The organism is Embleya sp. NPDC005575 (genome assembly GCF_040605455.1).
Classification (GTDB): domain Bacteria; phylum Actinomycetota; class Actinomycetes; order Streptomycetales; family Streptomycetaceae; genus Embleya.
Map to the genome: position 1 here is coordinate 1 of NZ_JBEXCV010000049.1, position 12,477 is coordinate 12,477.

General features: G+C 71.2%; 5 protein-coding genes and 1 pseudogene. 1 reads left to right on the forward strand and 5 read right to left on the reverse strand.

Going from position 1 to position 12,477, the window contains the following annotated elements; translation table 11 throughout:
• The 3 genes and pseudogenes from ABZS54_RS18455 to ABZS54_RS18465 form a co-directional block, all read right to left on the reverse strand.
• A pseudogene (locus ABZS54_RS18455) lies at positions 1-902 on the reverse strand (DNA translocase FtsK); the annotation flags it as partial.
• A gap of 162 nt (positions 903-1,064) precedes the next feature.
• A complete protein-coding gene (locus ABZS54_RS18460; RefSeq protein WP_355536574.1) occupies positions 1,065-1,757 on the reverse strand; it encodes a response regulator in 693 nt (230 codons plus the stop codon).
• A gap of 374 nt (positions 1,758-2,131) precedes the next feature.
• Positions 2,132-7,822 (reverse strand): HAMP domain-containing protein, encoded by a 5,691-nt coding sequence (locus tag ABZS54_RS18465; RefSeq protein ID WP_355536577.1) that lies wholly within the window; start codon positions 7,820-7,822, stop codon positions 2,132-2,134.
• 318 nt (positions 7,823-8,140) lie between these two features.
• Between ABZS54_RS18465 and ABZS54_RS18470 the strand changes: the two genes are divergently transcribed.
• Positions 8,141-10,663, forward strand: a complete 2,523-nt coding sequence (locus tag ABZS54_RS18470; RefSeq protein WP_355536580.1) for a SpoIIE family protein phosphatase — start codon at positions 8,141-8,143, stop codon at positions 10,661-10,663.
• 269 nt (positions 10,664-10,932) lie between these two features.
• Here the strand turns inward: ABZS54_RS18470 and ABZS54_RS18475 are convergent, their stop codons facing one another.
• Together ABZS54_RS18475 and ABZS54_RS18480 are read right to left on the reverse strand one after the other, a co-directional pair.
• Positions 10,933-11,454 (reverse strand): GNAT family N-acetyltransferase, encoded by a 522-nt coding sequence (locus ABZS54_RS18475; RefSeq protein ID WP_355536583.1) that lies wholly within the window; start codon positions 11,452-11,454, stop codon positions 10,933-10,935.
• 18 nt (positions 11,455-11,472) lie between these two features.
• A complete protein-coding gene (locus ABZS54_RS18480) occupies positions 11,473-12,393 on the reverse strand; it encodes a type IV toxin-antitoxin system AbiEi family antitoxin domain-containing protein (RefSeq protein WP_355536586.1) in 921 nt (306 codons plus the stop codon).
• Positions 12,394-12,477 lie beyond the last annotated feature (84 nt).

A 12,477-nucleotide genomic window follows, 5' to 3' on the forward strand; every position in this document is an offset into this window, starting at 1 on the left:
TTCGCGTCGAGCGCCGCGGCGGCGGCCGCGGCCACGTCGACGGCGTCCGGATGGCCGCTCGCGGCGGCACTCGGCCGGCGGCGCGGCCGGACCTTGCGGACCGGCGCGGGCGCGAGCAGCTCCTCGTCCTCGTCGAAACCGGCGAAGTCGCTCGCGTGGTCGTCCTCGTCCACGAGTGCCGGCGCCGGCCCCTCGATGAAGCCGAGGAAGACCGCGAGCCGCTCGGGCGCCGCATTGATCGGCGTCGCGGTCACCACGAGCAGGCCGAAGACGAGCACCAACACCAGGAGCGGCACCGCGACCCATCGGGTGACCAGGTGCACGGGCGGGGTCGCGAAGGCCCAGCCGATCAGACCGCCGGCGTCGCGCATCGCGGCCGCGCCGTCGCCGGGTTGCGGGGTCCCACAGCCGACGTGGATCAGGCCGAGCACGCCGCACACCAGCGCCGTGCAGCCGATCATGATGCGCCCGGTGGCGTCCTTCTGGTCCGGATGGCGCATCACCCGCACGCCCAGCGCGCCGACCAGGAACGGCACCAGCGTGTCGAGCCGGCCGACCAGGCCCGCGACCATCGCGTTGACTGCTTCGCCGACCACGCCGTCGATGGTGCCCCAGGCGCCCGCGGCGATCACTATGGCCAGGCCGAGCAGGGCCAAGCCCACGCCGTCCCGGCGATGCGCGGGATCGAGTCCGCGCGCACCGGAGCCGATACCTCGCGCGGCCGAGCCGAACGCGTGGGCCAACCCCAGCCACAGCCGCTTGAGCATCCTCCCGAGCAGCGCGGGCAGGCCCCCGAGCAGTTTCGGCGGGGGTGGCGGAGGTGGAGCGGGCTTCTTGGCGGCAGCCTTCTTCTTCGCGGCCGTGCGCGGTTGCGCTCCGCCGCCGGACGCACGTGTGGCCATGTTCGGAGGTTACCGGTGGACCCTTCCCACCTCGTGCGTCCCAGGCCCCGGGGCGCGCGTGTCGGACCTGCGGTGGTCCGTCCGGGCGATTCGGGACTCCGGGCGGTGAGCGGCGAACGCGGGCGGGCCCACGTATGGGCCCGGCCCGCGTTCGCCGAAGGGTCAGCCGTCGGCCTCGCCGGTGTCCGGGGCCGGCACCAGCGGCGGGCCGCCGTGGCCGGCCGCGGCAGGGGCGAGGGCGTCGAGGGCAGCGCGCATCCGGGCCACCCGACGGCGCAGTTGGCCCGCCGAGGCGGCCAGGGCCGGATCGTCGGCCGACTCGACCTGTTTGGCCATGCCGTCGGCCTGCTCCTCGACCGAGGCCAGCCGCGAGGACAGCTCCGCGATCACGTCCGCTCCGGCCCGGTCCCCGCCGGCGACCCCTTCGAGTCGCCCGCGCAACAACGTGGCCTGTTCGCGCAGTTGGCAGTTCTTCTTGTACAGGTCCACGAACACGGAGACCTTGGCCCGCAGCACCCACGGGTCGAACGGCTTGGAGATGTAGTCGACGGCACCGGCCGCGTAGCCGCGGAAGGTGTGGTGCGGACCGTGGTTGATCGCGGTCAGGAAGATGATCGGGATGTCCCGGGTCTTCTCCCGGCGCTTGATGTGCGCGGCGGTCTCGAAACCGTCCATGCCGGGCATCTGGACGTCGAGCAGGATCACCGCGAACTCGTCCGTGAGCAGCGCCTTGAGGGCTTCCTCGCCCGAATGCGCCCGAACCAGGGTCTGGTCCAGCGCGGACAGGATCGCCTCCAGGGCGAGCAGATTCTCCTGACGGTCATCGACCAGGAGGATCTTGGCCTTCTCGGTCATGGCCCACCCTCTTCGATCCGACACGGTGGGTGACCCCGCGTATCGGTCGGCTCCACTCGTCCTTGTGCATGTTTTCGGTATACGCGGCCCTGAATGACACAGCCTCGATCGACACGGTTTCGCGCGACACAGCCTCGGCCGAGATCGCCCCGGCGCACGCCACGCCGGTCGAGCACACGTTCCGGGTGGTGCTCGTCCCGGTCATGGTAGTGGCCAGGCGATCGGCTCGGCAGGTATTCCGAAACAGACGACCGCATGGTGTCACCACGTCCCAACCCACGGTCGCGACAACACCGCATCGACCCCTCCGCCCCTTCAACGTCGCTCGGCCCGTTCGGGTTCCATCATGGGCTGCCCGGCGCCCCGGAAGCGAACTAGTGGTCGAGCCAAGTCCGGATGAGTCCCAACAAGTGCCGCGTATCGACCGGCTTGGCGACGTAGTCGGACGCCCCGGAGTCGATGCTCTTCTCCTGATCCCCCTTCATCGCCTTCGCGGTCAGCGCGATGATCGGCAGACCCGCGTACTGCGGCATCCGGCGAATCGCGGAGGTCGTGGCGTACCCGTCCATCTCGGGCATCATCACGTCCATCAGCACGATCGCGATGTCGTCGTGTCCCTGGAGCACCTCGATGCCCTCGCGGCCGTTCTCCGCGTACAGCACGCTCAGCCCGTACTGCTCCAGCACGCTGGTCAGGGCGAACACGTTGCGCACGTCGTCGTCGACGATCAGCACCCGCTCGCCGTCGAAGGTGCCCTCGAACGGCTCGACCACCGGCTTGGCCGGGACCGCGTGCTCCCCGCGACCCGGGTCGGTGGCGCCCAGGACCGCCCGGGTCAGCGCGTCCGGGGTGGAGACCCGCTGGAGCAGCACGATCCGGCGCCGGTAGCCGCGCAGCCGGCCCGACTCGGAGCGGGTCGGCCGGTGCGGGACGTGCACCACGACCGGCAGCTTCTGCAATTCCACCCGGGAGGCGACCGCGTCCAGCACCTGCCAGGCGCCCTCGTCGGCCAGCCGCAGGTCCACCACCAGGCACGCGGGCGGTGCCTCGGCGAGCAGTCGGACCGCCTCACCCTCGTCCGTGGCCGCGGTCAACTCGATCGCCCCGTCCAGCGTGGCCAGCGCGGTGGCCAGCGGGGCGCCGTCGGACTGCGGGGTCTCCACCACCAGCACCCGGCGCGGCACCCGCTCGCCCGTGTCGTCGGCGGCCGGCTCGTCGTCCGAGAGCAGGTCGGGGGCGTCGCTGAGCAGCGGGGTGGACGGCGCCGCGGCGGGCAGCGCACTCCGGTACGTCGTCGGGGCGAGTTCGTTCTGCCGTTCCTGGCCGGCCTCGTCGCCCGGGACCAGGACGCTGTCCAGCGGGAGGTAGAGGGTGAACGTGCTGCCTCGGCCCGGCATGCTCTCGGCGTGGATCTCGCCGCCGAGCAGCCAGGCGATCTCCCGACTGATCGACAGCCCCAGCCCGGTGCCGCCGTAGCGGCGGCTGGTGGTGCCGTCGGCCTGCTGGAACGCCTCGAAGATCACCTTGAGCTTGTCCACCGCGATGCCGATGCCGGTGTCGATCACCGAGAACGCCACCGCGTGTTCGGCGTTGTCCAACTCGGTGTTGGTGAGCGGGATGTCGTCGGTGAGCGTGATCAACACCTCGACCGAGCCGGAGTCGGTGAACTTGACCGCGTTCGAGAGCAGGTTGCGCAGCACCTGCTGCAGGCGCTGCTCGTCGGTGAACAGGATGCCCGGCACCGTGGGCGAGACGTGCACCGTGAAGTCGAGGTTCTTCTCCGAGGTCAGCGGCCGGATGGTCGCCTCGACGTAGTCCATCAGCTGGGCCAGTGCGATCCGCGCGGGCCGCACGTCCATCTTTCCGGCCTGCACCTTGGACAGGTCCAGGATGTCGTTGATCAGTTGCAGCAGGTCGGATCCGGCGCCGTGGATGGTCTCGGCGAACTCGACCTGCTTGCGGGTCAGGTTGCCCTCGACGTTGTCCGCGAGCAGCTTGGCCAGGATCAGCAGGCTGTTCAGCGGGGTGCGCAGCTCGTGCGACATGTTGGCGAGGAACTCGGACTTGTACTTGGAGGACAGCGCGAGTTGTTCGGCGCGCTCCTCGAGCGCCTGGCGGGCCTGTTCGATCTCCCGGTTCTTGATCTCGATGTCCCGGTTCTGCCGGGCGAGCAGCGCCGCCTTGTCCTCCAACTCGGCGTTGGAGTGTCGCAGTTCGCCCTGCTGGCGTTGCAGTTCCTCGGAACGTTCCTGGAGTTCCTCGGTCAGACGCTGCGATTCGGCCAGCAACATCTCGGTGCGCGAGTTCGCCATGATCGTGTTGACCGTGACGCCGATCTGCTCGTTGAGCTGCTCCAGGAAGTTGCGGTGCACCTTGGTGAACGGGCGGAACGAGGCGAGTTCGAGGACGCCGAGCAACTGGTCCTCGAACAGCACCGGCAGCACGATCACATTCGCCGGGGCGGCCTCGCCCAGTCCGGAGGCGATCTTGATGTAGCCGGGCGGCGCGTCCAGGATCAGGATCGAACGCTTCTCCAGCGCGGCCTGACCGACCAGGGACTGGCCGAGCCGGAAGCGGGTGGGTACGCCGCCGCCGTCCTGGTAGCCGTAGGAGGCGATCAACCGCAGCTCGACCACGTCCTCCTGGGTCAGCTCGGCCAGGAAGAACGCCCCGTGCTGGGCGTCCACGACCGGGGTGAGCTCGCTCATGATCAGTGCGGCGACCGCCATCAGGTCGCGGCGGCCCTGCATGAGACCGGAGATCCGGGCCAGGTTGGTCTTGAGCCAGTCCTGTTCGCGGTTGGCCCGGGTGGTCTCGCGCAGGTTGTAGATCATCTGGTTGATGTTGTCCTTGAGCTCGTCGAGCTCTCCGGACGCGTCGACCGCGATCTGCAGGGACAGGTCGCCGCGGGTCACCGCGGTGGCCACCTCGGCGATGGCCCGCACCTGGCGGGTCAGGTTGCCGGCCAACTCATTGACGTTCTCCGTGAGTTGCTTCCAGGTACCGGAGACGCCCTCGACCTCGGCCTGGCCGCCGAGCATGCCCTCGGTGCCCACCTCGCGGGCCACCCGCGTGACCTCGCCGGCGAACGCGGACAACTGGTCGACCATCGTGTTGATCGTGGTCTTGAGTTCGAGCATCTCGCCGCGGGCGTCCACGTCGATCTTCTGCGACAGGTCGCCACCCGCGATCGCGGTGGTCACCTTGGCGATGTTGCGGACCTGGCCGGTCAGGTTGTCCGCCATCGAGTTGACGTTGTCGGTCAGGTCCTTCCAGGTGCCCGAGACACCGGGGACGTGGGCCTGGCCGCCCAGGATGCCCTCGGTACCCACCTCGCGCGCGACGCGGGTGACCTCGTCGGCGAACGCACGGAGCGTGTCCACCATGGTGTTGATCGTGCCCGCGAGACCGGCCATCTCGCCCTTGGCCTCGACCGTGCTCTTCTGCGACAGGTCGCCGTCGGCCACGGCCGTGGCCACCTGGGCGATGTTGCGGACCTGGGACGTCAGGTTGTTGGCCATGACGTTGACGTTGTCGGTCAGGTCCTTCCAGATGCCGGACACCCCGCGCACCCTCGCCTGGCCGCCGAGTCGGCCCTCGGTGCCCACCTCGCGGGCCACCCGGGTCACCTCGTCGGCGAACGCGGAGAGCTGGTCGACCATCGTGTTGACGGTCTCCTTCAGCTCCAGGATCTCGCCCCGGGCGTCCACGGTGATCTTCTTGGACAGGTCGCCGGTGGCCACCGCCGTGGTCACGTCGGCGATGCTGCGCACCTGGCCGGTCAGGTTGCCGGCCATCACGTTGACCGACTCGGTCAGGTCCTTCCAGGTGCCCGAGACGCCCTTGACGTCCGCCTGGCCGCCGAGTCGACCCTCGGTGCCCACCTCCCGGGCCACCCGGGTCACCTCGTCGGCGAAGCCGGAGAGCTGATCGACCATGGTGTTCACGGTGTTCTTGAGTTCGAGGATCTCACCGCGCGCGTCGACGGTGATCTTCTGCGAGAGGTCGCCACGCGCCACCGCCGTGGTGACCTGGCCCAGGCTGCGCACCTGTTCGGTGAGGTTTCCGGCCATCGAGTTCACCGAGTAGGTGAGGTCGCGCCAGACGCCGGCCACGCCCAACACCTGGGCCTGACCGCCGAGTCGGCCCTCGGTGCCCACCTCGCGGGCCACCCGGGTCACCTCGTCGGCGAACGCGGAGAGCTGGTCGACCATCGTGTTGACGGTGTTCTTGACCTCGAGGATCTCACCGCGGGCGTCGACGTCGATCTTCTTGGACAGATCGCCGCGCGCGACCGCCGTGGTCACCTCGGCGATGTTGCGGACCTGGGCGGTCAGGTTGCCCGCCATGAAGTTCACCGAGTCGGTCAGGTCGAGCCAGACGCCGGCGACGCCCGGGACGACCCGGGCCTGACCGCCCAGGCGCCCCTCACCGCCGACCTCGCGGGCGACGCGGGTGACCTCCGAGGCGAACGCGGACAGCTGGTCCACCATGGTGTTGACGGTGTTCTTGAGCTCCAGCATCTCGCCGGAGACATCGACCGTGATCTTCTGCGACAGGTCGCCCCGGGCCACCGCGGTGGAGACCTGGGCGATGTTGCGCACCTGACCGGTCAGGTTGCCGGCCATCACGTTGACCGAGTCGGTCAGGTCCTTCCAGGTGCCGGCCACACCCGATACCTGCGCCTGCCCGCCGAGGATGCCCTCGCTGCCCACCTCGCGGGCCACCCGGGTCACCTCCGAGGCGAACGCGCTCAGCTGGCCGACCATGGTGTTCACGGTGTTCTTGAGCTCCAGCATCTCGCCGGAGACATCCACGGTGATCTTCTGCGACAGGTCGCCCTGGGCCACCGCCGTGGTCACCCCGGCGATGTCGCGCACCTGCGCGGTGAGGTTGAAGAAGGCGGTGTTGACCGAGTCGGTCAAGTCCTTCCAGATGCCCGCGCCGCCGGGTACCTGGGCCTGGCCGCCGAGCCGGCCCTCGAAGCCGACCTCGCGGGCGACCCGGGTCACCTCGGAGGCGAACGTGCGCAGCGTGCCGGTCATCGCGTTGATCGTCTCGGCGAGTTGGGCCATCTCGCCGCGCGCGGACACGGTGATGGTCTGCGACAGGTCGCCGTACGCGACCGCCTTGGTCACCTGCGCGATGTCGCGCACCTGGGCGGTCAGGTTGCCCGCCATGATGTTGACCGAGTCGGTGAGGTCCTTCCAGGTGCCCGAGACACCCTCGACCCGGGCCTGCCCGCCGAGCCGGCCCTCGGTGCCGACCTCCCGAGCCACCCTGGTGACCTCCTGGGCGAAGCCGGAGAGCTGGTCGACCATCGTGTTGACGGTCTCCTTCAGCTCCAGCATCTCGCCGGCCACCTCGACGGTGACCGTGCGGGACAGGTCGCCCTTGGCCACCGCGGTGGTCACCAGCGCGATGTCGCGCACCTGGAGGGTCAGCCGGCTGGCCATCGTGTTGACCGAGTCGGTGAGGTCCTTCCAACTGCCGGACACCCCGCGCACCCGGGCCTGGCCGCCCAGCTTGCCCTCGGTGCCCACCTCGCGGGCCACCCGCGTGACCTCGTCGGCGAACGCGCTGAGCTGGTCCACCAGACCGTTGGCGGTACGGCCCATCCGCAGGAACTCGCCGCGCAGCGGCTGCTCGGCGATCCGCAGGTCCATCCGCTGGGACAGATCGCCCTCGGCGACCGCGGCCAGCACCCGGCCGACCTCCACGGTCGGCCGGACCAGGTCCTCCACGAGCGCGTTGGCCGCGTCGATGCTGGTCGCCCAGGCGCCTTCGCCCGGTCCGGGATCGAGCCGCTCGGTGAGCTTGCCCTCACGTCCGACCACTCGACGGACTCGGGCCAACTCGCCGGAGAGGTGCTGGTTGCGCTCGACCATGTCGTTGAACACGACGGCGATCTCGGACATGATCCCGTCGCCGGAGACCGTCAGGCGCTTGCGGAAGTTGCCGTCACGGACGCCGGTCAGCGCGGCCAGCAGCCGACGCAGATCCTGCTCGTCGTGCCGGCTCCGGGCGGCCGTCGTCCGTGCCTGCCCTGGGGAAGCCTTCGCCATCTCGCATTTCCTCCGCCGGACCGATTCGCCGCGACCGCTTGTGCACCCGGTCGCTTGCCATCGACAGTCTTTCACTCACAGGGTTGAGAGCAGAGGCGGTCCGGGAGGATGGTGCTTGTCATCCGGAAAGTGTGGGCTCGAAAGGCCCGCTCGACCGGAACTTCTGTCGGAATCGTGACGGATCCGTCACTGTTTGGAAGGGGTCCGCCCGATCGTCCGAAACCGATAGGGTGCGAATCTGCCGGACTGTGGAGCCGGATTCGTCACCGCAGCCGCCGTTCGTCGCAGATGCGGGAGTGTATGGATCAGGGAACGAGCATGCTCATCACTGCCCGGATGAGCGCTGCCTTCGCACCCGAGGGCAGGTCCGTGGCCGCCGCACGCTCGTTCGTCCGCAAGACGCTGAGCGACTGGGACGCCGGCGAGGTCGTGGACGACGCCGTGCTGCTGACCAGTGAGTTGGTCACCAATGCGATCGTGCACGCGGGCACCTCGGCCGAGGTCTCCTGCGTGCGCTACGACGGCGGCGTGCAGATCGAGGTCACCGACCACTACCCCAGCCGCGAGTTGCCCGAGCCCGTGACCGGGTTCGACGACGGCGACGAGAGCGGGCGCGGCCTGTTCCTGTCCGCGTCGCTGGCCTCCGCGTGGGGCGTGGAGTACGCCAAGAACGTCAAGCGCGTGTGGTTCCGGCTGGAACTGCCCGACCCGGTCTCGGCGACCAGCTCGGCGGGACCGCTGCTGCCGGCCAATGCGCTGCCCGACGCCTCGGTGCCGATCGGCGTCGCCGTGCTGCATGCGGACTCCTCGCGCAAGGTGACGCACTGGAGCCCGGAGGCGGCCCGGCTGTTCGGCCTGAGCGACCACGAGGCGGTCGGCATGTCGCTGAACGACCTGGTCGCGTGGCCGCAGACGCCCGGCACCGAGCTGACCCTCGACGAGATGCTGGAGCTGTCCCGCTGGCAGGGCGGCTACGACATCCGCTCCGCCGACGGCATCGCCTCCCGGGTCTTCGCCTCGCACGTGCGGCTGCGCGATGCCGGCGGCGATCCGGCCCTGGTCGCGCTGCTGGTGCCCGCGCAGGCCCGAGCCGTGTTGGAGAACCGGGACGCGGCCCGCGCCAGGGCGGGCACCGCGGTGCCCGCGGACAGCGAGTGGGACGGCATCGACGGGCTGAGCCGGCTGGGCCTGGAGGACCTGTTGCAGCGCGCGGTCGAACGTGCCCGCGACCTGCTCGACGCGGACGCCGCGTTCGTCCTGCTGGCCACCGACGACGAGAGCGAGATGGAGGTGCGCGCCACCACGGGCCTGGCCGGCGCCGCACACCGGTTGTCCCGGGTGCCGGTGGAGACCTCGGTGGGCCGCTACGGCTCGGCCCGGATGCCGGCGGTGCACGAGGACCTGGAGGCCGGCCCCGAAGCGGTGCCGATCCTGCGGGACACCCGGATGCGCTCGGCGGTGACCGTCCCGCTCAAGGTGGAGGGGCGGCTGACCGGCACGCTCGGCGTCGCCTCCGAATCCGCCGCGCGCTTCGACAACGACGACGCGGCCCGGCTCCAGCGCGCCGCCGACCGGGTCTCGTTGACCGTGGAGAGCGCGCGCCTGTCCGAGTTGGAACGGGTTCGCCGAGGCTCCCTGTCCTTCCTCGCCGAGGCATCCGACCTGCTCGCGGGCACCCTCGACCCGGAAATGACGCTGGCGATGATCGCCCAGATCGTGGTGCCCCGGCTCGGCACCTGGTGCGCGGTGCACACCGGCGAGTCACACGCGCCGCTGCTGAGCGTGGTGTGGCACGCCGACGAGATGCGGATCGACGACCTGCGCGCGTTGCTGGACCGGGCCGAGCCGCCGCGTGCCCAGCCCACCCCTGGCGCGCGTCGCTGGCTGGGCCTGCGGCACCTGGACCCGGAGGTCGTCAGCGAGCACGCCGACCTGGTCACCGGCGAGGCGGTCACGCTGCCGCTGGTCGCCCGGGGTCGCGGCATCGGCATGCTGACCTTCGGCATCCTGGCCGGCGACCGCTTCCGGCGGGACACCCTGGAACTGGCCGAGGATCTGTCCCGCCGCGCCGCGCTGGCGATGGACAACGCCCGGCTGTACTCCGAGCGCAACTCGACCAGCCAGGCCCTCCAGCGCAGCCTGCTGCCGCCCGAACTGCCCAAGGTCCCGAACGTCGACGTCGAGGTCGTCTACCAGGCCTCCGGCGAGGGCAACGAGGTCGGCGGCGACTTCTACGACCTGTTCACCATCGGCGACGACAAGTGGGGCTTCGCGATCGGTGACGTGTGCGGCACCGGCCCCGAGGCCGCCGCGGTCACCGGGCTGGCCCGGCAGGCCCTGCGGCTGCTGACCCGCGAGGGATTGTCGGTGCCGGCCGTCCTGCAACGGCTGAACACCGCGATCCTGGAGGAGGGGCCACGCAGCCGTTTCCTCACCCTGTTGCACGGCCACATCACCCCGCGCGAGGGCGGCGGCGTGCGACTGAGCCTGGTCTCCGCCGGGCACCCGCTCCCGCTGCGGCTGCGTCCCGACGGCACGGTCACCTCGGTGGCCACACCGCAGCCGCTGCTGGGCGTGTTGGACGAGGTCGACCTGGTACTGGAGACGGTCGACCTGGACCCGGGCGACGTGTTGGTCTGCGTCACCGACGGAGTCACCGAACGCCGCGAGGGCACCCGCATGCTCGGCGACGACGGTCTGGCCGAGGTGCTCTCCGGCTGCACCGGACTGACCGCGGGCGCGGTCGCGGCGCGGATCCACCGCGCGGTCGAACAGTTCGCCGAGGAGCAGGCCCGAGACGACATGGCGATCCTGGTCATGCGCGTCTCCAACGAAGACTGACCGGGCGCGATCCAACGGGGTCGGCGGTTCGGACCCGAGCAACTCCGGCCCGAGCAACCAGGCCGGAGCGGCTCGGGAACCGGGCGCCCTCAGCTCTGGCAACCCGGGACCAAGCGGCTCGCGAACCGAGTGCCCTCGGCTCGGGCCGCTTGCGCCCGCGAGGCCCGCCGGCAGCCCACCGGCCCGAGTCCTCGGTGGCCGGCGGGTCGGTTCATCCGGCCCCGGGCGGTCCCCCGAGTTCGTCTTGGACCGGGTGCGCCGTGCCTGGCTCAGTCGGCGGGCGCGTCAAGGCCCACCGTCGACCAGCGCCGTTCGTCCTCCTGCCAGGCCTCGGTCGGACGCAGGCCCGCGGCCCTCGCGACGCCCGCGGAGGCGAGGTTGTCCGGGTGGATGTGCGCGCGGATCTCCTCGACGCCATGTGCGCACAACCACGCCACCCATCCGGTCGCCGCCTCCTTCGCGATGCCCGATCCCTGCCACGCGCCGCCCACGACCCACGCCACCTCGGCGACCGGGCCGGGACCGACCGTGGCCTGCACCGTGCCCACCAACCGCTCCTGCGCACGCAGTCGGATGACCCGGTTCAACCAGGCCACCTCCGGATCCGGCGACCCCTTCGCCCAGCGCGTGTAGCGGGCCCGCAGCGCCGTCAGGTCCTCCGGCTCACCACCGATGAAGGTGTACAGCGCCGGATCACCCAGCACCTCGGCCATCTCCTCGGCGTGCTCGACCCCGACCGGGATCAGGTCGAGGCGATCGGTGCGCACCCACGCCGTCTCGTTCACGTTCATCGCGGCAGCATGCCGGCGTCACGCGGCGATGTCGCCGACATATTGCCGCTCGCGCAGCCGCAGCTCGGACCCGATCCGGGCAACGGTGGCCGGTGCGTCCTCGCGCGCCTGCGCCGTCGGACAGTCCAGCACCCACCAGCCCTGCCCACCGATGCTCCGCGACCGCGCCCGGACCCACTGCCGGTCCGCCGTCAGCTCCACCCCGACCCGCAACCGCGGCCAGGCCAACGCGAAGCGGTGCAGGATCCGGCCGAACGCCGAGCGAATCTCCCACCCGACCTCGGCCGCCGGCAGCCCGGCGCCGAGCAGCGCCAGCCGCAGTCGGGTCTCGTCCTCGCTCGCACTGCGCCCGTCCGCGAGCCGCACCGCCTCGGCAAGCCGGTGCCGACCCGGGTGACCGGCATAGCGCTCCGCCAGGCCGGCCCACGCGCCGGCCGGAACCAGACCGGCCCGCAGGAAGCCGTCCAGCACCACCACACCGGCGTCCCGGTCCGAGGTCCGAACCAGGTCGGCCGCCGTGCGGATCGGCGAGGTGACCGGGATCCCGCTCAGCCGCACCACCTCCCCGGGCGCCAGCGCCATGACCCGGGCCCGGCAGTCGTGCCGGCGGGGCAGCACCGCCCCCACCGGCACGACCACCTCGACCGGTGCCGTGCGCCGAGCCCCGTCCCGGGGATCCGCCGGCACGCGCACGCCGTGCAACCTCGCCGCGGTGCGCCCACAGACCACGGCCCCGCGGGGCAGCACCATGACCGCAGCCCGGGCCCGCACCACCGGCGTGTCCACAACGTGCGCGCCCACGTAGACCCCGTGTATGACCCGACGCACGTCGCCGTCCCGCACCAGGCGTCGGACGACCGACCGGCCGACCCCGTGACGGGCGGCGACGGCGAGGGTGAAGGGCCGGGACAGCAAAGCGGAAAGGTCGGTCGGCGTCATGCGGGTCAGTGTGCGCGCGTCCCCTCCGCGCGTGCCGCCCGTCGTCCACAGCCCCCGGGATGGGTGTGACCATCACACCCGGCC

What these genes read in the sequence shown, in the direction of transcription:
- ABZS54_RS18460 (WP_355536574.1), bottom strand. Translation starts at nt 1,757, where the DNA reads ATGACCGAGAAGGCCAAGATCCTCCTGGTCGATGACCGTCAGGAGAAT.
- ABZS54_RS18465 (WP_355536577.1), bottom strand. Translation starts at nt 7,822, where the DNA reads ATGGCGAAGGCTTCCCCAGGGCAGGCACGGACGACGGCCGCCCGGAGC.
- ABZS54_RS18470 (WP_355536580.1), top strand. Translation starts at nt 8,141, where the DNA reads ATGCTCATCACTGCCCGGATGAGCGCTGCCTTCGCACCCGAGGGCAGG.
- ABZS54_RS18475 (WP_355536583.1), bottom strand. Translation starts at nt 11,454, where the DNA reads ATGAACGTGAACGAGACGGCGTGGGTGCGCACCGATCGCCTCGACCTG.
- ABZS54_RS18480 (WP_355536586.1), bottom strand. Translation starts at nt 12,393, where the DNA reads ATGACGCCGACCGACCTTTCCGCTTTGCTGTCCCGGCCCTTCACCCTC.